Consider the following 19,896-nt stretch of genomic DNA (forward strand, 5'->3'; position numbering starts at 1 on the left):
CAATCTCCTGGGGTGCGAGGTGTTAAATGCCTCTCACGTCAATTACGCGGCGCGAGCACCTACCCCTCATGTCGGACGCGATTGGCTGCTGGGTCAGCTTCCCGGCGATCTGCGGCGTCGCCGTACGGGCCAGCGCATCCACAGGAGAACCGCGCCGCCTATCCACAACGCCAGCCCCCCGATCGCGAAAGCGAGCAGCCAAGGCGTGTTAAAGTCCTCGTGGTTCTTCCAGTCCATGATGTGGAGACCCCAGAAAAAATCGTAAAGCCGCCAGGTGCCTGTCCTGACAGCGGTGATCCGTCCTGTGTCACTGGCGACAAAGACGCGGGTGTTGTTGGGGTCGTCAAACGCGATCCGCCATGCGGGGAGCGCGCCACGATATTCGGGTGCGGCACGCTCGATCCGCTCCACGCGAGCAACCAGTCGACCTTCCCCTCGCCAAGCAGCGCGTGCCACGGCCTCGGCCTGGGCGGCGCTAGCAGCCGGCAGGAGCACCCCCGTGGTCGCATCGGCAAGCCGGGTGCCCTTGGCCGTTGACAGCTCGGCGACGGGACGCCCGAGCAACATGCGATAGGTGAGCGATGTGACGGGCGTTCCGACGCTTCTCGTCAGGTCCGCTGGCGACGCCAAGGCCATGCCCGCCGGTATAGGGGCGACGGTCTTCCGATCAACGAGGTGATCGCCATGCACCTTGTCGATCGGCAGGAAGCTCATCACCGTCCCACTGGTGAACCAGAGGAGGAGCTGGATGCCGATAATGATCGCGAGCCACTTATGCGTCTTGCTCGCTAGCTGGTGAAGCCTCGCGCGCCGGCCCCTCAGAACCACGTCCGAACGCCGACAACAAAGCTGGGTCCGCCAACGCCCTCGCCATCGGCGCGCGCGAAGCGGGCGCTGTCGCCTAGACGGCGATCGTAGGAGACGCCGATATAGGGCGCGAACTCGCGCTTGATCTCGTAACGAAGGCGAAGCCCCAGCTCGATGTCGCTCAGGCCCGAACCGATACCGTTCTCCGGCACGTCCTGCGCCGCGAAATTAAGCTCGGCGCGCGGTTGCAGGACAAGTCGCTGGGTGATGCGCTGGTCGTAATAGCCCTCAAGCCGCCCCAGCACGTCGCCCTTGTCGGACAGAAACAGCGCGCCCTCCACGTCGAACCAATAGGGTGCCAGTCCCTCGAATCCGAGCGTGGCGTAGGTGCGCGAGGGGTTCGGCTTGAAGTCATAGCGGATGCCGGCCTGGAGATTGAAGTAGGGGCCGATCGCGCGGCTGTAGAGCGCCTGCACCTCGGCATCGTCAACGCTTCGCCCGAACTCGCCTTCGCCCTCGGTCTTGACGGTCAGCCGGTTGATGTCGCCCCCGAACCACGCTTCGCCATCCCAGCGGAAACTATCGCTCCCGTCGCGTATCTGCACCTCGGCCAAGTTGAAATTGACCTGCCAGAAAGTGCTCCCACCATGCTCGCCGCGAAGAATGGCACGAGCATCGGCCATCTTCTGCGGCGAATAAACGCGATCGGCATAATTCGGCTTGGGCGCGGCCGGGGCGGGTGCGTTGCCGGGGGGAAGGGCGGTTCCCCCCGTTCCCATATCGTGGCTCATCCCGCCCGCCATGCCGCTCATGTCATGGCCCGCGTGAGGATTGGCCGGCGTCGCTACCGCCGCGCTATCGGGCATGACGTGCCCGGCATGGGGATCTGCCTGGGTCGGGGCGTCAGGCATCGTCATTCCGGGCATGGTGTGGCCCGCGTGCGGGTCGGCCGCCGCGGCCGGAGCTGGCGACGGCTTTTTTGGTGCGGGCTTTGCTTTCGTGCGAGCGGGGGGGCGCGGCTTGGCGGTTGGCTTCGCCTGGGGCTTCGCTGCCGGCTTCGCCGGCATGGTCATCCCCGGCATGTTGTGCATCGAGTGATCCTGCGCGGTGACGGGGGTCGCAAGCGCGATCGGGGCCGCGGCGACGAGTAGGGAAAGCGCCTTCATGCCGCGTCTCCCCCGCGTGGCCGGACGGTCACGACCTGCATCATGCCGGCGTGCATGTGGTAAAGCATGTGGCAGTGGAACGCCCAATCACCGACGGCATCGGCGGTAAGGTCGAACGTCGCGGTCCCGCCCGGCTGAACCATGACGGTGTGCTTGCGCGGTGCGAACTCGCCATGCCCCGTCACCAGCTCGAAAAAGTGGCCGTGAAGATGGATCGGGTGACCCATCATCGTGTCGTTGACGAGCGTCACCCGCACCCGCTCGCCCTCAAGGAATGGGATCGGGTCTTTGACCTCCGACAGCTTCTCGCCGTCGAACGCCCACATATAGCGTTCCATGTTGCCGGTGAGGTGGATTTGCATCGCGCGATCAGGCGCGCGCACGTCGGGGTTGCGGTCGACGGCCATCAGGTCGCGATAGACCAGCACCTTGTGTCCGACATTTTCCAGCCCCTGGCCCGGCTCGCCCATACGATCCATCGGCATCGGGGATATGGTCTGCACGGTCGGAGTCTTCTTGACCCCCGGCGCATTCGAGAAGTCGCGCATCGAGTGATTCATGCCGCCCGCGCCGTGATCCATACCTGCCATCTGCCCGCTAGCGCCGCCCTGCATGGCCCCGTGGTCCATTCCGGCCATGCCGCTTGCGGCTGCTCCCTCGGCGGGCATCGTATGCCCCATAGCGGCGTGATCGACGGCCGCACCCGCCTGGGGAGCGCCACCCTGGTTCATGCCCGCCATCGCGCCAGTCGCCGCACCCGTCGCGGGCATGGCATGGCCCATCGCGGCATGATCCATGCCGGCCATTGAACCGCCGCTCATGTCCATGCCGCCCATGCCCATGTCCTTCATGCTGGCGAGCGGGCGCTTGCGAAGCGGCGGGACCGCCGCGGCCATGCCCTCGCGGGGCGCGAGCGTGGCGCGCGCCATGCCGGAGCGATCTACGCTCTCGCCGACGAGCGTGTAGGCGCGATCGTCGGTCGGGGTGACGATCACGTCGTAGGTCTCGGCGACGCCGATCTGGAACTCGTCGAACGTCACTGGCCGGACATTCAGGCCGTCGCACGCCACCACGGTCATTTTCAGGCCGGGGATGCGGACATTGAAGGTGGTCATGGCGGAAGCGTTGATGACGCGAAGCCGCACCCGCTCGCCGGGGCGGAACAGCCCGGTCCAGTTGTCCAAGGGGCCGTGGCCGTTGACGAGATAGGTATAGGTCGAGCCGGTCACGTCGGCGACGTCGGTCGGGTCCATCCGCATCTTGCCCCAGTCGGCGCGCTCCTTCGCCGACTGGCCCTCGCCGCGTAGCAGCCCGGCGATCGTCTGCTTCTGATAGTTGAAATAGCCGCCCTGCATCTTGAGCTTGCGGAAGATGACGTGCGGGTGAAGCTGGCTGTGGTCGGACAGCATGATGACGTGCTCGCGGTCGGACGCGATCGGGTCTTCGCCCGCCGGGTCGATCACCAGCGGGCCGTAATGCCCCATCTGCTCCTGCAAGCCGGAATGGCTATGATACCAGTAGGTGCCGGCCTGCTTGACCGGAAACTCGTAGGTGAAGCTCTTGCCCGGATCGACGCCGGGGAAGCTGATGCCGGGGACGCCGTCCATCTGGAAAGGCAGGATCAGTCCATGCCAGTGGATCGAGGTCTGCTCGTCGGGCAGCGCGTTGGTGAGGGTCAGCCGGGCATTCTGCCCTTCGCGCAACCGGATCAGCGGTGCGGGCGCGGTGCCGTTGATGCCGATCGCGTGACTCTCACGCCCGTCGATCATCATCATCTGGTGCGCGACGCGAAGGGTGATGTCGTCACCCGAGACGGTCGGCATCGGCTTGACGACGCCGCCGGAAGTCGTCTGCGCCCATGCCGGCATGTAGGCCGATAAAGCGAGTCCGCCCCCTGCGAGGGTTGCGCCGCGCAAAAGCTGGCGGCGGTCGATGGTCCGGGTCATGGGCTTCCTGGTCGATTGGACGCGTTGGTGTGGTCAACGATGATACGCGGGCCTGGTCGCTACCCCTTACCTCGCGTCCAGCTTTTCCCGCAGCTTCGCGCGGGCGCGGTAAAGCCGGGTTTCTACTGCCTTTTCGCTGATGGACAGGACGGCCGCAGTGTCAGCCTGGCTAAGCCCCTCGATGGTGTGGAGCACCAAGGGTTCCTTCAACGTCGCCGGCAGCTCGGCAATGGCGCGGCGAACCCGGTCCAGCTCCTGCCGGTCGCCCGCGGCGTCATCGACCGCCACGCCGGTATCGACGACAGCCTCGGCGTCCGCCCCGATCGGGACCGCGAACGACAGGAACCGCCGCACCTTTCGTTTGCGGGTCCAGTCGCGGCATTTATTGAGCGCGATCGCCGATAACCACGTCCGCATCGGACGCGCGCCGTCATAGCGGCCGATCGCTCTATACGCGGCGACGAACGTCTCCTGGGACAAGTCCAGCGCCTCGTCGGCATCGCCGATGCACCCTCGGGACAGCCGAAAGATCGCCTGCCCGTGGCGGCGCATGATCTCGGCGAACGCGGCCTGCCGCCCCGCAAGGCTGAGCGTCGCCAGCTCTCCATCGGAAAGCGCCGTCCAGTCGAGGCTCATCGCCTCGATCTCAACGGGCGTCGTCGGTGAGCGCCTTCACCACCGCCCGGTCGAACTGCGCGGTCTGGTCGGGTCGCAAGAGCTGCCGCATCGCGAAAATATGCGCGAGCGTCGCCTTTTGCAGCTCGCCCATCGCGGCGTGGCTCCGATCGACCGCTGCGGCGACACGGGGGCCGTTGCCATGCTCGGCCTCGATCGCCTCGGCGAGCCGCGCATTGTCGGCCCGCAATTCCAGCTCCAGCGCACGGCGTTCGACCGCGAACCGCTGCTCCAGCTCTTTCAGTCGAGCCTCCTGGTTCGTGTCGAGCGCGAGCCGATGATGCAGCACGTCGTGCAGCTCCGCGCCTGGCTGAGCCGGGGCGGGCAAAAGCGCGCGCCCGACGAACACGCCGCCGATCGCGGCGACGAACGCCGCGATCACGCACAAAATCAGCCGCGCGCGCGCGCTCATTGCGCCCCGACAAGCAAGGTCGAGGGCGCGAACGGGGAGTTTGCCCCTAACGGGGATATCGAGGCCGCGGCGCTGGGTGATGCCGGGAAGCCCGCCCCGATCACGCCGATCGCGAGCGCCGCGACCATGATCGCGCCTATGCCAAGTCCAGCCTGGGTGGCGCGAGGCGTCGCGATCTGCGCGAGAACCCGCGCCTCCAGTCCGTCCAGTTCGGGCACCGGCGCTCGCGCGAGCCTGGTCAGCGCCTCGTCAAGATCGTTCATGTCGTTCACCTCCGCTCCCCTTGTTCCATGTTACGCGGGATCGCCCGCTACCCCTCATGGCGCATGGTGAGGGGTGGGCGGCCTGGGCGCGTAGATGGATGTAGCCGCCTTTTTGGAGAGTGTTCCATGCGTCGTGTGTTTGTTCCTGCCGCTGCTGCCCTTCTCGTCGTCGCGGGTGCCGCGAACGCGCATCCCAAGCTCGTCTCCGCAACCCCCGCACCGAACGCGACGGTTGCCGCGCCCGCTCGCGTCACGCTGCGATTCAGCGAGAAGCTGATGCCGAAGTTCTCGGGCGCGGACCTGATGATGACAGGAATGAACGGCATGAAGCACGCGCCCATGAAGGTCGCGAGCGCCGCCACGGTGGCGGCCGATGGCCGCACGCTGGTCATTGCGTCGAAGTCGCCGCTGGGTGCCGGCAACTATAGCGTCGCCTGGCACGTCGTCTCGGCCGATACGCACCGGATCGCCGGAAACTACGCTTTCGCGGTGAAGTAAGGTGGGTGCCGACTGGCCGATGATCGGCGTCCGCTTTGCGCTCTACGGCGTGCTGGGCGGCCTGTTCGGCTTGTCGGCATTCAGCCTCTATGGTCTGCGCGCTGGCGAGCGTGTCAGTGCGCTCGCGCTCCGCCCTTGGCTGGTGGCGGGTGCGGTGCTCGGCCTCCTGCTCTCGGCCGTCGCGCTCGCGCTGCTCGCTGCTGCGATGATGGGAACGCCACCCTGGCCGGTCGATCGCGATGCGATCGGGATGCTGCTCGATCAGCCGGGGATCGGAACGGCGTGGAAGCTGCGGGTGGCCGCGCTCGCCGTGGCGGCGCTGGCGGCGCTATTCACGGCTCGGCGCGGGCTTTGGCTGGTGGTGGTCGCGCTCGCCTCGGGCGCGTCGCTGGCGACGCTCGCCTGGACCGGGCATGGCGCGATGAATGAGGGAACGGTGGGCTGGGTGCATCTGGCCGCCGACATTCTCCACCTGGTCGCGGCGGGGGCCTGGACTGGTGCGCTGCTTGGATTGGTCTTGCTGGTGGCGCGGCCCGCGCGCCGGGTCGATGCCACGCACCTCGCGCTCTCGTACCGTGCTCTCCACGGGTTCGGCACGGTCGGGACGATCGTTGTCACCACGCTGGTCGTCACCGGCCTCATCAACGCTTGGCTGCTGGTTGGCCCCGGCAACGTCCGGGCGCTAGGGACGACGCTCTATGGTCAGCTCCTACTCGCCAAGCTGGCGCTGTTCGCCCTCATGCTGGGTCTTGCCGCGCTAAATCGCTTTCGCCTGATGCCGCGGTTCGAGGCGTCGATCGCCGCGAGCGATCATCGCGGCGCGCTTGGCGCGTTGCGCCGAAGCTTGGGTGCCGAGACGGGATGCATAATTGCTATTCTTGCGCTGGTAGCATGGCTTGGGACCCTTGAACCGCTCGCCCCCTAAGTGTCACAACCGAACGGTTGTGACACCACGTGCCGGCGGCTTTCGACCATTCCAATCCTGAAAGCTGACTAGCAGGAAAGTCCCCACCTCATGCCATTTGGGACGGCTGAAGCCGTCCCGTTATTCGATCGTTTTCAAGAATGCTGGTCGAGGTCGGCACGCCGCAATGAGGAGTCACTCGCGCATAAAGTGGCGAGTCATATCGACTGGAGCCAACATTGAGCACGCAAGCGGGAGATATCCGACCGTCGCAACCTTACCCGGAACACGTGATGATCGAGACCCTGATCGGGTCCGCCTGACAGGGCCGATGTGCCACCTCCGGTTGAATAGCGAGTCAGGTCAATTCGAACCGCCCGCCAGCGTCCTCAGCGCGACGAGAAGATCGTCGGGCAGGGTCGCGTCGGGTGCCGGGGGAAGCAGCGCACGACGATCCGCGTCGTGCTCGTCGAGCTGGACCGCGAGGAAGGCGTCCGCGTCCGCCGGATCGAGGCGGAGGCTGCGATCGGCGACCTTCGGCGCACGCGCGTCGTCCGGAACCGTCCGCCCGTACCACATGTCCAGACGGCCGAGGCGATCACCCACCGCCGGTTTCAGGTAACGCCCGAACCGCTTCGGGCTGGTCGACGGCTGCACCGGTGCCTTCACTCCGGCGGACGCCATCCGGGCCTGAAGCGCCACCCAGTGGTCGGCGTCCAGCCCCGCGACCAGCGCCATGCGCGCCACGGCCTCGACCCACGGCAGTCCGTCGAAGAGGCCGGCGTCGATCCGGCGCAGCGCGTCCCCCGCCGCGGCCGCATAGCCGGCCCGACTGTCCGAGACGTCGCCGAGCGCCGCCCCCAGCAGCAGCTGGCTGCCACGGTCGAGCACGGCGAACAGCGTGTAGGGCGAATCGTCCGGACGCAGCAGCGAGCACGCACCGCAGTCGAACTGGATCTCGTTGCCCAGCTGACCCTCGACCTCGCGGCGGCGGAGCTCGTCCTCGACCACGCGACGCAGCATGCTCGTACCGACCTTGCCCCCGCCCGCCTCCTCGAACGCCTGACCCAGGTCCATCGCCATCTGCCTCACGCTCCCGGTCGGCCACTTGCCGATCACCCGAGCCACGATCCGCTGGAGGGCAACCTCGCGGGGATCGGTGCGGCGGGATGACTTGGCGAAGGTTCCGAGCGAACTGAGCGACCTGGCTTCACGCCAGGCTTTGGCCATCTCGAAGAAGCGGTTCAGCGACACGCCGGCATCGGCCGCGGCCTGGGCGGGCGGGATGTCCCCCTCGCCGTCCTGCCATCGCGCGAGCGTCTTCAGGCGCTGCATCGCTTTGGCCCGGCGTTCCATCGACATCGCCGCCCACATGGCAACCTCGGCCGGGGGCGGCGGATCGCCGAGGAAGGGGATGAGCACCGTGTGGCCCGCATCGTCACCCGATTCGGCGGAGCCCGTCCCCGGTCCGGCCGAGCCGTCGTCATCGTCGCGCAGATCGTCATTCATGACCGCGTTCTAGCCGCTCACGAGAGGTCGCGCCACCTTTCTGCACATTTTTCGACTTTCGGCAGACGTTTTTGCACAAGTACCGATTGACACTCCTGGACGGCCCACCTAGTTGGCGGCCTCCACCCAGTCGAGGATTGTGCAAAAATGATTCGCCATCTCCAGAAAGAAGCCGACGTCGCCCGAGCCTCAACGTGGCGTCGGCGCCGACGCATTCAAGAGTCGGCGACCCGCCTGCCGTCGCACAAGCCAGGTCCGGTCGATTGGAACGATGTCGTTCGCCCCGTCCCTGAAGCGGTAGACCCGATGCCGCGAAGGCTTCCCGCGAAGAAGTCGCCCGCGAAGAAGTTGCTTGAGACCGTACCCGCCGCGGTCGCGGAGAACGTCCCCGTCATCCTGAAGCTCATCGAGCGCATTCCGTCCGGCACCGACCCGCTGCGCGACGTGGCGATCTTCAACATCCTCACCGGAATGGGCGGGAAGCCATCCGGGCCGATGACCGCGATGCTCGTCGGAGATCTCGCGGAACGCATCGCCAACGGTTCGATCCGCCTGGATCGCGGGGACGGCCACCGTCGGCGCAGGACAGGCGGATGGGAGGCTCCGCACCATTTCGAGGAGATGAAGACATATGTGATCGATCGCGTCCGCGAGGCGCGCCTAGAAGAACTGAACATCTGCGCCGCCAAGCCGTACGAGATGGTTTGCCTCCTGGCGCAGGCAATGCGCGTGCCGAACACCCTCCGCGACAACGATCGATATATCGACGCCGTGTGGACGGCGGGGCATGACGCGGTGTTGGGCCGCCGCCCGACCGCCCGCAGGCTCATGACAGTGCGCGAGGCGCTTTATCTCCGCGAAGTCACGCGGGCGCGACGCCGGTGGAACCGCGGCGTGAGTGGCCCGGTCCGCACGGCAGGTTCCCCAACGGAAACCTGAGCGAACGCCACCGCTCCGCCCGCCTGCAATCGACCTTCCGCGCCGAGCACGAGATCGATCGCCCAGCCCAGCCAAGCGCGGTCCAGCCCAGCCCAACCCGAAGGAACACGACCATGAAGACCATCCGCATGTCCGCTTCGACCGAGAACCGCAACGCCCGCAAGGCGATCACCGCCCTCGGTGGCAACCGTGGCCGGGGGGTGAGGATCCCCCAGGAAATGCAGATCGTGAGCGGCCGGCGCCTGCGTCGCGCAAACCGGTCGGGGAAAGCGCATATCGGCACCTTCATGCTCGAGGACGATGGCACGCTCCGTCACCTGCCCGTCAACCTGAAGGTCGACGTAGACCCGTACACCCGCCTGATCACAGCCTGGTACGTCGGCTGATCCGCTCGGGCCGCACCAGACGGGGCGGCCCGGCATCCTGGATAAGGATGTCGCACCCTCGGGACCTGCGTTCCCCGCGCCATACCTCCCTGCGGACGGCCGCCGCCGCAGACACCCACCGCCGCACACCCCCGCCAAGACGGAGAACGCAGTGCCACACCAGTCCGAGGTCTTCCCGAAGACGTTCCCCGATGAGGACGAGGGCGGCCGTCGTCTCACGTTCGTCGAGCACGGCTCCGACGCGGCGGCGGCGGCACGGATCGGCGCGCGCATCTACGTGGCGGACGACGGCGGCCCGATCCGCACAATCATGGGCGACGCCCACCGCCACTACACCGGGGAAGAGCATTCGGCGAAGACCGGGCTCTCCAACCCCTACGAAGGCGGCACGGAGCACGCCCTCATCGTCGACAGTGAACTGCGTCCTTCGGTCCTGGACTACCGGACGCAAGGGGCGCGCCTCCGCTACCCATATGGCGGCGGGCGGGCCGAGTGGATCATTGACCACCTGCGCCACGTGCGCGGTCCGGGTGGAGACCATGTGGAGGCAATCGAGTGCAAGCCCGACGTCTCCTACCTCGCCGACCCCGAGGAACGCGCCAAGCTGGAGGCCGCATTCCGCGTCGCCGCCGCGATCGGCTGGCGTCCGCGCGTCATGTACGAACGCCAGATCCGGGGCGGCGGCGAGCGGCAGATCAACTTCGGCCACATCTACGCCCATCAGACCGCGACAGTGCCCGGAGACCGCCTCGACGCCTTCGAGGAATTGGTCCTGCGCACCCCGGACACGACCTTCCGCGAGCTGCGCGAGGCGCTCGACCCGGATCGTCGTCGAGGGACGGCGATGGCGCACGCCCTGATCTGCCGCGGCCGCGTAGACGTCGACCTCGACCTCCACCTCCATGGCAAATCGCGCGTGCGGCTGCTGCCCGAACCCGCCTTCACCTCCCTGATCCGCTTCTGAGGCCCGCTGTGAGCACTCTGACCAGGATGATCGGCTCGCTGTTCGTCGCGGATGGGCGCGAGTGCGTCTATCGCGGTTCCGCGATCAACGGCCGACACATGGTCGGGGACGGCGCGGGCTGGATGTTCGAGATGCCCGATCCGGTCACCGGCATGCCGATGTGGCCGACGACGGCCCAGTTCATCGACGCCATGGCGACCAAGCGCCTCGTCCTGCGCTCGGACCCGCTCCAGAGCGCCGTGCGCAACCGTGCCCGGCGCAAGGAGATGACGCGGGAAGATCTCGTCAAGGCACAGACGAAGGACGGTTCGAAGAGGCTGCGCGACCGTTGGTTCACGCTTCGCGAGGACGCCATCAAGAAGTGGCACGCGGGCGACGGATGCGCTCTCAGCAAACGCGGCATCGATGCCTGGTTCGAGGACAATTACGACGTCGCGGCGCTGAAGGCGGAATATGGCCGCCTGCCCAGCGACACGACCTTTCGCACCTGGGTTCGCACCCGCGGCCTTCCGAACGACTACCGGCCCGCCGACTTCGCGTCGGAGAGCGGGCTTGGTCCGCGTCGCCGCAAGATCGACCCCGTCGTCCTCGCGATCATCAGACACTGGGCGCTGAGCTTTCACTCCAAGCCCAAGCAGTTCGTCAACACCTACTTCCGCAAGGCCAAGGACGACGTCGAGCGCTACGTGCTCGGCAAACCGCTGGAGATGTTCCAGTTCCAGGAGGCGCTCGCCAAGCCGGCGAAGAAGAAGAAGATGTGCACGCGGCGCATCTTCACCAACGAGGTCGGGAAGGCGAAGAGCGCCAAGGGTCTGGGCATCGCCTACAACCAGGCGGCGGCTCGACAGCGGTACGGCGGCGGTGGTGTGGCCCAGGAGCCGACGCGCTTCCTGGAATACGTCCAGATCGACGACACCCCGTTCCCGATGGTCTTCGTCATCGATGCGGTGCGCCGCTTTCCCGTGGGCGTTCCGACCGTCACCATCGCGCTCGACGTCTTCACGCGGGCGATCGTCGGATGGGACATCTCGTTCGATCCGCCCGGCCACGCGACGTACATGCGGACGCTGCTCAGCATCGCCACCCCGAAGCGGATTCCCGAGGGGTTCGAAACCTTTCCGGACCTGGCCGAAGTAGGCGGCAAGATCGTCGGTCACGCCGTCCTCGACCACGCAAAGCACCAGACCGCGCGTTCTGCCCAGGATGCGGGCGGCGACATCGGCCAGGCGGTCAGGGCCGCCGGCAGCAAGGAGCCGACCCACAAGCCGCACGTCGAAAGTTGCATCGGCACGCTCGAGAACATCCTGCGCGAGATGCTTCCGGGTGGCACCTGGGACATTCCGCTGATGCGGGAGTTCGATTACGATCCGTCAAAGCAGGCGATCGTGACAATCGAGCAGTTCCGGTCGATCTTCGCCATGGTCGTGGCGAAATACCACACCCACGATCACTCGGGTCATGGCGAGCGCCCGCCGCTCGACGTCTGGACTGAGCAGCGCAACGCCCACGGGCTCGACTGGGTCTACGACATCGATCAGTTCGAGCGCGCCATCGGCAACGTCTACTACCCCAGCTTCCGCGGCGCGGGCGCGGTGATCGAGGGCCTGAGCTACGGCGGCGACGACACCGACGAGCGCTACCCGTATTCCAACGTCGAGATCCTGCACCATCTGGCACTAGCCCGGGGTACGTCGTCGCAGACCAAGAAGCCGACCTACAAGAACGTCAAGATCAAGGTCGACCCGAACGACATCGGTCGCGCATGGCTTTTCGACGAGCATCTGGTCACCTACGTCCCGATCCCCTGCACGATGCGCCGTTACTCCGATGGACTGCCGCTCTGGCTGCATCTGAAGATCAAGGCCTTCGCCAAGGCGCGCGGCCTCGCGTTCGCCGAGGAGAACGACATGCTCTCCGTGCGCGAGAGGTTCGTCAAGGAGGTCGATGCCGTCCTTCCAGCCGCCGGGGTGGCCGATCGCCACGCGGCCGCCCGGCTCGCCGATTCCACCGAGGGACGCGCCTATCTGGGCGATTCCGTCGAGGTGCTGCGCGTCGCCGGATCGGTTTCGGGGATGGAGAGCAGGATCATGCACGACCTGCGGACCAACACCCGCGGCGACGCCACCCGGATCGCGCCGCGCTCGTCGAACCGTGGTGGCGCCAACGCTGGCGGAAAGCGCGATCGGCGCGGGACCCCGGCACCCAACCAGGACCAACCCGAGACCACCCCGGCCCAGCAGGAGAGGCAGGACCGGGAGGACGCCGCCTACCTCGCCCGCAGGCTGGACCCGGGCGGGTCGGACGCCGGCCACCAGTGGCAGGGCTACAAGTGAACGACAACGTGAAGGGAAGGACGACGATGACCGACGCCTCGAAGAAGAGTCAATCCGCATCCGACGCAGCCCTGCCGGACGCAGCACCCCCGCCGCCCCGTCGACGCACCCGCTCCAACACAATGCCATCAAAACATGGCACTAGGAGTCGCGCGTCGAGTGCCGGGGTCATGCGGTGCGTAGAGCCGGACGAGAATGCCGTCGACGATTGCGTCACCGGCGAAGAGCCGACGCCGAACATGTCGTCGGATCTCACCTCCGTGTCGACGGAAGCGGCGCCGGCGCAACCGGCCTTGCCCGCGACTCCTGCGGTCCCGGTAACCGCTCCATCATCCCTGGCCCAGATCGCAGGAGAGGGCATGGCGGCGTTCGAGAACATCGTCCTGCCGACGCCGGCACAGGTCGAGTGCATCCGCCAGATGGACACGCTGCGCATCATGGGCCTGTCGCAGCCCGCCGGCCAGCAGCGCCGTGCGTTCCGCTACCTGAACCAGTCCGGCTCGGGGAAGAGCACGTGCGCCAAGCTGCTCAAGCGGCACGTCGAAGGCCAGCCTGGCAGGGATCCGCGGAAGAAGCCGATTCTCCACGTGACGCTGTCGACCACGGGAACGCCGAAAAGCCTGGCCACGTCGATCCTCAACGAGGTCGGTGACGGCTACTCCACCCGCGGCGAGGCGGAACTGCTGCTCGAGCGCGTCAAGACCGCGCTCAACGAGCTCGAGGTCGAGCTCCTCGTCATCGACGAGCTGAACCACTTCAAGCAGAAGCACCTCGCCGAGGACGCCGCGAACACCATCAAGAACATCCTGACCATGGGATGGGTGCCGATCGTCCTGATGGGCACGACGGACGCGCAGACGCTCTTCACCCGCAACCGTGAGCTCAAGAACCGTTGCCTCCCGCAGGTCGTCCTGCAGCCGTTCGTCCACACCGACGCGGGCAGTCGCGAGGTATGGACGCAGTTCCTCCACCAGATCGACCTGGAGCTGGTCGGTCGGGGTGTCATGAAGGAACTGTCCGGGCTGGGTGAGCCCACGCTGGCGAAGGACCTCTGCGAGGCGAGCAACGGCCTGATCGGCGAGTTCCACAACATCGTCCTAGCCGCGCTCGAGGCGACGCTGCTCGCGGGGGAGCGGTTCATCGGCCATGCCCGCCTCATGGCCGCCATCGACGCCTGGTGCATCCAGGACGGCACCATCGACCACAACCCGCTCCGCCTGCGCGTGGGCGGCTGACGCGATGCCCGGCCCCGTCCTCCTACGCGTCGCGCCGATCGCCGGCGAAAGCCTGATGAGCCTCGCCACGCGCGCCGCGGTCCGCAACGTCCTGCCCTCGTCGCACGTCATCCTCGAGCAGGTCGGGGCACCGCACGCGCAGAACCCAACCGCCGCAATCGCCCCTTCGCTGGACAGGGGCCTGCTCGCGCACATCCTCAGGGTGCCACTCGAGGAGGTGGTCGATCGCTATCACCCGTCCGCGAACGACCCGGGCTTCATCGAGTTCTTCGGCGCCGCCGTCCGCGTCGACGAGATGACGTTCCGGCGCCGCCGCTTCTCGCCGGCGAGCATCGGCATCAGCCCGCACGTCCGGGCGCTCTGGTCGCTGATGATGGTGCCGTGCTGCACGGAGACCTGGGAATACCTCGTCGATGCATGCACCTGCGGGACGGTGCAGGGTTGGCGGCAGGCGTGGAGCCTCCATCGCTGCGACCGCTGCAACACCCGGTTGGACAGGCAGCCGGCCGATGTGGTGGACGGTCCGCTGCGCGATGGGCTTGGCTTCCTCATCGGCCTGCTCGATCCGGACCGGGACCGCCGCGACGCCGCCCGCGCGATGCTGCCGCCCGCTCTCGCCGAATGGGACGGCGGCATGGCCTTCGAGCTCGCGCTGGCGCTGCTGCCGCTGTCCCCGACGGGGTATCGCCTGAAGCGCGGCGCGGCCATCCCGTCCGGTGACCGCAGCCGGTACGCGACCGCGGTGGCAGAGGCGGCGGGCCTCGTCCGCAGGTGGCCGGACTCCCTCGTCCCGGCTCTCCAGGCGGCGGTCGCGACCCGCTCGAGGTCGCGCGCCAATGTCCGTTATACCGGCACCGCGGACTACATCCCGGCGCTGGCCAGCGACATCCTGCCGCCGACCGTCCGCACCGCCATCGAGGACGCGTTGGCCCCAATCACGGCGGAATCCGGCGGGACGCCGGCCGGACAGATCGGGATGATGGACGCGGCGGCGCTGATGGGCCGGCCGCTCCAGGTCCTCGCGCCCGCGCGGCGCGACGGTCACCTGCAGACCCGCATCTGCATCCGCGCCAACCGCGTCTTTCCGACCCTCGATCGGGCGGAAGTGGACCACATCCACGACTTCGCCGCCAACCGCATCAGTGCGGAGAAGGTCTCGGATAGCCTCGACCTGCCGGCCTACGCCATCACCCAGATCGCAGACGCGCGCCGCATATCGGTCGCTGACCACCCCTACGTCATCGCCCACTACGTCGATCCGCAGCTGCACCGGGCGGAGTTCGCCCGCTTCAAGGCCGCACTGCGGGCGGCGGCGCTCCCGATGGTCGTGGATCCAGAAGCCTCCGCCGCTGCGCCGGATGGCGGCACGCCTCTCGTCAGCCCAATCGCCGACCCGATCGCGCTCCACCGCGCCGCCCGCGCCATCGGTGGCGGCTTCAAGCCTTGGGGCGTCATCGTAGATCGCCTCCTGGTCGGCACGATCCCGTTCACCGCCACCGGGGATCGCATCGGCAGAATCGCGGTAAGTGCGAGGGACGCTTGTTCGTTGCGCACGCTGCCGTCCGCCCCGCCTACCATCCTGCCGCCGACATGCTCGCAGCGCGACGCCCTTGAGATCCTCAACCTGCCCGGCAAGCACGCCCACCTTCTGAAAGAGTTCGCCGACGCCGACGACGGCTGGGAAATGGATTGGGACAAGGTGCTGACGCTCGCGGCGACGCGCATCACCCTGACCGAACTGTGCGCGCGCACCGGGGTGAATGGCGTGAGGTTGGAGAAGCGGCTGGAGGAGGACGGTTGTCCGCGCCTTGATCGGTTCGGGTGGTGGCGGGATGAGGTGCTCGCCGCGATCTAGCTCAGGCTCCGGGACAGAGCGACGCCGCGATGCGCACGTGCCGCTCTTCTTGCCTCGACGCGCCAGCATCTGACAGCGTCAACCCGCGGCCGAGCGAAGTGAGCCTCTGCCGCGGCGGCCTATCACAGCGCCAGAGGGTCGGGCAGACTGCTGTCCGATAAACCAGAACAGGCTGCCCCCAATGGACGACAACACAATGCTTGATAACGAGGGTTCTCCCGATGTTCGGGAGCAGGCGCTCATCGAGCCGGTGTCGATCGACGACTTGGAAGCCGTTGATCTCAACGCGATCACAGCTGACGTCAGGCGCCTCGATCGCCATGTCCTGGTAGACCTGTTCCGATCCGAGTTGATGACCACCCTCGAGAACGCAGATCCGGTCCGCGAACGAGTTCTTCGACTGACGGCGAACCTGGTCGGGCTTCACCTTCGGGTCGAAGCGGAGGGCGATCCGTTCGGCGTGCAGTGGCAGAGCGCGACGCGGCGCACCGCCCTCCCGCACGACTTCAGTGGAGACCAGAGCGAGGTCCTAGCTACATACGCCCCCAGGATCCTGCATCCCACGCTCCGCGCCCGCTTCGCCGACATCGCCTACGAAACGGGCGTCCGCCGCGCCGGCCGCACGGCGATCGAGGCCTATTGCGAGATCGTCCACCGCCTCGCCGATGGCACGGCCGAGCACCAGTTCCCCGACATCGGCACGCGCGCCATGGACTGCGTCAAACCGCTCGAGCGCTGCTTCATGATCAACTCCCGGATCGCCAAGCGCTTCACCTACGTCGAACCGATGGAGGAGACGCTGCGCCTCGCGTTCCGGTACGCGATCGAGGAACGTGCCTTCTTCCCCCTCGCGCAGATCGGCAGGCGGGTGCTTCACACGAAGGTGATCCCGGCCGACGAGGTCGCCGGAGCGGTTGCCGATCTGGCCGGCAACGCACTACCTGAGGACTACCAGCTGGCCGTCAAGGAATGCTGGACGCTGGCAGCCGAGGCCTTCTCACAGGCCGGTGACGTCGATGGCAGCCGCGACGCATCGATCAACGCGATCGAGCAGACGCTCGCGATGGCGGATACCGTCTCGCAGAGCTCCGCGAAGGCGCACTGGGTCAAGGAGGCGCTCCGCGAGTTCCGAGGACTGGGTGACGCCAAGGACCGCGTCACGAAATTACGAAGGCGTCTTCGCGAGCTGCAGGACCAGGCCATGGATGAGGTCCATGGCATCGAGATGCCGCTCGACGGGATCGCGGAGGTGCGCGATCGCACCTACGAGCAGTTCAACGCACTCGGACTATCGGATGCGCTCCGCGACATCGCCGGCTTCTCGGCTCCGGACGACGTGGGGGCGCTCAAGTCCGCGGTTCTGCAACAGGCCCGTGACTTCCCCCTCTCCAACCTGTTCGCATCGAGCTACGCCGATAGCGAAGGCCGCGAGATAGCCAGGGGCCCGTCACTCGACTTCGCGGACGAGCCGACCGAAGCCTGGTATAAGGAGCATGGCATCAGGCATCTCGAGATCGTGCGCCGCTTCCGCGTGCATGGGAACATCGAGCCGGCCCGCCGTTCCGTAGTGGAGCGCTTTTCCATCAACGAGCAGCACATGCTCCCCATCGTCCAGCTGAGCGGTCTCATCCCGGCGGGACATCATCACATATTCTCGATCGGGTTCGCCCGGCTATGGCAGGGTGATTACGTCACGGCGGGACATCTGCTCTTCCCCCAGGTCGAGAACTCGCTCCGCCATCTTCTCAAGTTGCACGGGCACGACTCTTCGAAGATCGAGGAGGACGGCATCGAGGGAGATCGTTCGCTCAGCGTGCTGCTCACGACCTTCCGGCGCCAGCTGGAAGCAATACTGGGCGAGAAGCTCGTCTGGGAGATGGACAGCCTCCTGAACTTCCGGCCGGGACCGGCGCTTCGAAACGAGCTTGCCCACGGCAAGATGCATTGGAACCGCTTCTTCAGCGATGAGGCGATAATGGCCTGCTGGCTAATCTATCTTCTCGTCATCTTACCGATCAGGCCTCATTGGGAGACTCATGTTGCTCCAGCATTGAGATCGATGTCATCTTCATCGCAGATTTGAAAGCGAGCGACTCCATATGGCATGTCGCCTTTACATCATCGGTAACGGCTTCGACCTCCACCACGGCATTCCATCCGCTTATGGCGAGTTCGCCAAATATCTGCGTGACGCGGATCCCACCGTCTATAGACTGGTGGACGAACACTTCTCAGTCGACGCTGCTTTCTGGGCAGAGTTTGAGACTCGATTGGCCGAGTTTGATGCCGACAACGCCATCGACTACGCCTCGCAGTTCCTCGACGACGAGGGGCACGGCGACTTCCAATACGAACTGGAGCAGATAGCCACCGGCCTGTCATCCGGCCTGCGTGGAAGATTTGCAGAATGGATCCGCGGCCTCCACATCCCGACGCTGCTGGAGGTCGACCGACCACTCGTCATCGATCGGTCCGCGATCTTCCTCAGCTTCAACTACACCACGACGCTGGAGCGGGTCTATGACGTGCCCCGCTCGAACATTCTCCACATCCACGGATACGCTGGCGACCCAACAGACTCGTTGATCCTCGGTCACGGTTGGGAACGTAGGCCCGAGGACAGTCTGAACTTTGCTCCGGTCGGCCCCGACGAAGATTGGCGGGTCCGCGATGGAATCGAATACGTGGATGGCTATTTTTCCGACACCTTCAAACCTACCGCCAAGCTGATCGAGCGGAATGCTCTATTCTTCGATAGCCTCTCGACGATCACCGACATCATAATCATGGGTCATGGTCTTGCCGAGGTCGATGAGGCCTACATTGAGGCGATCATGGAGCGGGTTGATCTAGCCACCACCCGTTGGACGATCAGCGTCTACGGCGATATGCAGGAACGGATGGCCCGCTTCGGAGCGTATGGGCTGCGGCCCGACCTCGTGCGATACCTTCCGCTCGACCAGTTCGACTAGGCGCCAGCGTCGTCCACGCGATCGTCAACCGGACGGTCCCGCACCCGACGCCACAACTCGCTTCCTGAGAAGGATCGAACGACGCGACCGGCATCGTTGATCGAGAAGTCGGCCTGGGCATAGACCTGACGCATGGCCGAGAAGAACATGGTCGAGTTCACGGCCGCGACCATCCGCTCGTCCACCACGCTCGATCCTGCGCCATCCTCGAAACTGCCGATCAGGGCGAGGTCGTGGCTGATGGGGAAGACGAGGGTCGTCTCGCTGCATCCCAGCCCGACACCGTAGGGACCACGGTTCATCGCCTCGTCGTTCCAGCGCAGCGAGAACGGGCGATCGGACGTCACGAAGCCGGCAGAACCCGGTGGCGCGATCAGTAACGTCCACTTCCGAGCCTCCAGCACCGGCAGGATCTCGGGCCAGAGCGCGATCTCCTGCTCGATGAGCGTCTCGCGAGCGGCCGTCGCAACAATGCCCCCGCTCTCCACGATCGCCCGCATCTCCTCATACGGGACCGGATCGCCGATCAGTTCGGCACCCGCCTGACGGGTCACCGCCTCCCAGCGCTCCGGAGTCGCCACCATGTTGCGCATCATCATGGAGCCCATGTCACTGATCAGCCTCCCGCGTTGACCGCGGAAGGACGGGTTCGAAAGCGCGATGCGGGCGATAAGCACTAGGACAAAGGAGAAGTCCTCGCGATCGTCGATAGAGCGTGAGGCGATGATGCGCCGGAAAGCCTGATCCGCATCCCCCTCGAACTTCGCAAGCTGGCTTTCCACGACGTTCGGGTCCTGGCCTTCGATATCGACCCGGTTGTAGTCGCGCTTGGCGGCCACGTTCCGAGGGCGGGTGACGAAGTTCTTCCGATCCTTCAGATCGAAGACGACAAGCTTGCCGTCCTTGGACCGCGGCTTGGCGAAGCCCTTCAGGTAGAATTGCGGGACGAAGTGGTGGTTGCGCGCACCTCCATCAGTGTCATTCGTCATCGGCTCAGGTCCCACACCCCGGAGCGGCAAGCCGGCGGATCGT

Annotated in this window: 18 protein-coding genes; 10 read left to right on the forward strand and 8 right to left on the reverse strand. The window is 66.3% G+C overall.

The features are described 5' to 3' along the window. Window positions 1-93 precede the first annotated feature (93 nt). The 6 genes from ASE70_RS02885 to ASE70_RS02910 all read right to left on the reverse strand — a co-directional run bounded on the left by ASE70_RS02885 (window position 94) and on the right by ASE70_RS02910 (window position 5,269). Window positions 94-828, reverse strand: a complete 735-nt coding sequence (locus tag ASE70_RS02885) for a PepSY domain-containing protein (protein ID WP_055818797.1) — start codon at window positions 826-828, stop codon at window positions 94-96. Then, on the reverse strand, window positions 819-1,973 hold the full coding sequence (locus tag ASE70_RS02890; RefSeq protein ID WP_056399372.1) for a copper resistance protein B: 1,155 nt from the start codon (window positions 1,971-1,973) through the stop codon (window positions 819-821). Before ASE70_RS02890 ends, ASE70_RS02885 begins: the two co-directional genes overlap by 10 nt. Continuing rightward, window positions 1,970-3,919 (reverse strand): copper resistance system multicopper oxidase, encoded by a 1,950-nt coding sequence (locus ASE70_RS02895; RefSeq protein ID WP_056501212.1) that lies wholly within the window; start codon window positions 3,917-3,919, stop codon window positions 1,970-1,972. The genes ASE70_RS02890 and ASE70_RS02895 overlap by 4 nt, the downstream gene beginning before the upstream one ends. A gap of 66 nt (window positions 3,920-3,985) precedes the next feature. Further along, window positions 3,986-4,555: an RNA polymerase sigma factor gene (locus tag ASE70_RS02900; RefSeq protein ID WP_056399380.1), complete on the reverse strand. Its 570-nt coding sequence runs from the start codon at window positions 4,553-4,555 to the stop codon at window positions 3,986-3,988. 10 nt (window positions 4,556-4,565) lie between these two features. After that, window positions 4,566-5,006 carry a periplasmic heavy metal sensor gene (locus ASE70_RS02905; RefSeq protein WP_056399383.1) on the reverse strand — a complete coding sequence of 147 codons (441 nt, stop codon included), beginning with the start codon at window positions 5,004-5,006 and terminating at the stop codon, window positions 4,566-4,568. Further along, the gene (locus ASE70_RS02910; RefSeq protein WP_056399576.1) at window positions 5,003-5,269 is read right to left on the reverse strand and encodes a hypothetical protein; all 267 of its coding nucleotides are present in this window, start codon (window positions 5,267-5,269) and stop codon (window positions 5,003-5,005) included. Before ASE70_RS02910 ends, ASE70_RS02905 begins: the two co-directional genes overlap by 4 nt. A gap of 126 nt (window positions 5,270-5,395) precedes the next feature. Between ASE70_RS02910 and copC the strand changes: the two genes are divergently transcribed. Together copC and copD are read left to right on the forward strand one after the other, a co-directional pair. Continuing rightward, window positions 5,396-5,767, forward strand: a complete 372-nt coding sequence (gene copC, locus ASE70_RS02915) for a copper homeostasis periplasmic binding protein CopC (RefSeq protein ID WP_056399385.1) — start codon at window positions 5,396-5,398, stop codon at window positions 5,765-5,767. 19 nt (window positions 5,768-5,786) lie between these two features. Beyond that, a complete protein-coding gene (gene copD / locus ASE70_RS02920) occupies window positions 5,787-6,692 on the forward strand; it encodes a copper homeostasis membrane protein CopD (RefSeq protein ID WP_056399581.1) in 906 nt (301 codons plus the stop codon). Window positions 6,693-7,034: 342 nt separating this feature from the next. Here the strand turns inward: copD and ASE70_RS02925 are convergent, their stop codons facing one another. Next, window positions 7,035-8,180 (reverse strand): hypothetical protein, encoded by a 1,146-nt coding sequence (locus ASE70_RS02925; protein WP_056399389.1) that lies wholly within the window; start codon window positions 8,178-8,180, stop codon window positions 7,035-7,037. 147 nt (window positions 8,181-8,327) lie between these two features. Between ASE70_RS02925 and ASE70_RS02930 the strand changes: the two genes are divergently transcribed. The 8 genes from ASE70_RS02930 to ASE70_RS02965 all read left to right on the forward strand — a co-directional run bounded on the left by ASE70_RS02930 (window position 8,328) and on the right by ASE70_RS02965 (window position 18,864). Then, the gene (locus ASE70_RS02930) at window positions 8,328-9,119 is read left to right on the forward strand and encodes a hypothetical protein (protein ID WP_156347387.1); all 792 of its coding nucleotides are present in this window, start codon (window positions 8,328-8,330) and stop codon (window positions 9,117-9,119) included. Between the two features lie 113 nt (window positions 9,120-9,232). Next, window positions 9,233-9,505, forward strand: a complete 273-nt coding sequence (locus tag ASE70_RS02935; protein WP_056399395.1) for a hypothetical protein — start codon at window positions 9,233-9,235, stop codon at window positions 9,503-9,505. 151 nt (window positions 9,506-9,656) lie between these two features. Next, entirely contained in the window at window positions 9,657-10,469 is an 813-nt protein-coding gene (locus ASE70_RS02940) for a hypothetical protein (RefSeq protein WP_056399398.1), read from the forward strand. A 26-nt stretch (window positions 10,470-10,495) separates the two neighbouring features. Next, entirely contained in the window at window positions 10,496-12,802 is a 2,307-nt protein-coding gene (locus tag ASE70_RS20110; RefSeq protein WP_056501214.1) for a hypothetical protein, read from the forward strand. Between the two features lie 26 nt (window positions 12,803-12,828). After that, window positions 12,829-14,037: an ATP-binding protein gene (locus ASE70_RS19055; protein WP_162235914.1), complete on the forward strand. Its 1,209-nt coding sequence runs from the start codon at window positions 12,829-12,831 to the stop codon at window positions 14,035-14,037. 4 nt (window positions 14,038-14,041) lie between these two features. Continuing rightward, a complete protein-coding gene (locus ASE70_RS02955; protein WP_056399416.1) occupies window positions 14,042-15,892 on the forward strand; it encodes a TniQ family protein in 1,851 nt (616 codons plus the stop codon). A 181-nt stretch (window positions 15,893-16,073) separates the two neighbouring features. Beyond that, window positions 16,074-17,975, forward strand: a complete 1,902-nt coding sequence (locus tag ASE70_RS02960; RefSeq protein ID WP_056399424.1) for a DUF4209 domain-containing protein — start codon at window positions 16,074-16,076, stop codon at window positions 17,973-17,975. A gap of 16 nt (window positions 17,976-17,991) precedes the next feature. Beyond that, the gene (locus tag ASE70_RS02965) at window positions 17,992-18,864 is read left to right on the forward strand and encodes a bacteriophage abortive infection AbiH family protein (RefSeq protein ID WP_056399427.1); all 873 of its coding nucleotides are present in this window, start codon (window positions 17,992-17,994) and stop codon (window positions 18,862-18,864) included. Here ASE70_RS02965 and ASE70_RS02970 read toward each other — a convergent pair. After that, window positions 18,861-19,853 carry a DUF4238 domain-containing protein gene (locus ASE70_RS02970; RefSeq protein ID WP_056501217.1) on the reverse strand — a complete coding sequence of 331 codons (993 nt, stop codon included), beginning with the start codon at window positions 19,851-19,853 and terminating at the stop codon, window positions 18,861-18,863. The genes ASE70_RS02965 and ASE70_RS02970 overlap by 4 nt on opposite strands. Between the last annotated feature and the right edge of the window lie 43 nt (window positions 19,854-19,896).

This window comes from Sphingomonas sp. Leaf22, from assembly GCF_001421715.1.
Taxonomy (GTDB): domain Bacteria; phylum Pseudomonadota; class Alphaproteobacteria; order Sphingomonadales; family Sphingomonadaceae; genus Sphingomonas.

Excerpts from the sequence above, each read along its gene's own strand:
- ASE70_RS02895 (WP_056501212.1), bottom strand. The coding sequence starts at position 3,919 with ATGACCCGGACCATCGACCGCCGCCAGCTTTTGCGCGGCGCAACCCTC.
- ASE70_RS19055 (WP_162235914.1), top strand. The coding sequence starts at position 12,829 with ATGACCGACGCCTCGAAGAAGAGTCAATCCGCATCCGACGCAGCCCTG.
- ASE70_RS02935 (WP_056399395.1), top strand. The coding sequence starts at position 9,233 with ATGAAGACCATCCGCATGTCCGCTTCGACCGAGAACCGCAACGCCCGC.
- ASE70_RS02930 (WP_156347387.1), top strand. The coding sequence starts at position 8,328 with ATGATTCGCCATCTCCAGAAAGAAGCCGACGTCGCCCGAGCCTCAACG.
- ASE70_RS02910 (WP_056399576.1), bottom strand. The coding sequence starts at position 5,269 with ATGAACGATCTTGACGAGGCGCTGACCAGGCTCGCGCGAGCGCCGGTG.
- ASE70_RS02890 (WP_056399372.1), bottom strand. The coding sequence starts at position 1,973 with ATGAAGGCGCTTTCCCTACTCGTCGCCGCGGCCCCGATCGCGCTTGCG.
- copC (WP_056399385.1), top strand. The coding sequence starts at position 5,396 with ATGCGTCGTGTGTTTGTTCCTGCCGCTGCTGCCCTTCTCGTCGTCGCG.
- ASE70_RS02970 (WP_056501217.1), bottom strand. The coding sequence starts at position 19,853 with ATGACGAATGACACTGATGGAGGTGCGCGCAACCACCACTTCGTCCCG.
- ASE70_RS02925 (WP_056399389.1), bottom strand. The coding sequence starts at position 8,180 with ATGAATGACGATCTGCGCGACGATGACGACGGCTCGGCCGGACCGGGG.
- ASE70_RS02965 (WP_056399427.1), top strand. The coding sequence starts at position 17,992 with ATGGCATGTCGCCTTTACATCATCGGTAACGGCTTCGACCTCCACCAC.
- ASE70_RS02955 (WP_056399416.1), top strand. The coding sequence starts at position 14,042 with ATGCCCGGCCCCGTCCTCCTACGCGTCGCGCCGATCGCCGGCGAAAGC.
- ASE70_RS02900 (WP_056399380.1), bottom strand. The coding sequence starts at position 4,555 with ATGAGCCTCGACTGGACGGCGCTTTCCGATGGAGAGCTGGCGACGCTC.
- ASE70_RS02905 (WP_056399383.1), bottom strand. The coding sequence starts at position 5,006 with ATGAGCGCGCGCGCGCGGCTGATTTTGTGCGTGATCGCGGCGTTCGTC.
- ASE70_RS02960 (WP_056399424.1), top strand. The coding sequence starts at position 16,074 with ATGGACGACAACACAATGCTTGATAACGAGGGTTCTCCCGATGTTCGG.
- ASE70_RS20110 (WP_056501214.1), top strand. The coding sequence starts at position 10,496 with ATGATCGGCTCGCTGTTCGTCGCGGATGGGCGCGAGTGCGTCTATCGC.
- copD (WP_056399581.1), top strand. The coding sequence starts at position 5,787 with ATGATCGGCGTCCGCTTTGCGCTCTACGGCGTGCTGGGCGGCCTGTTC.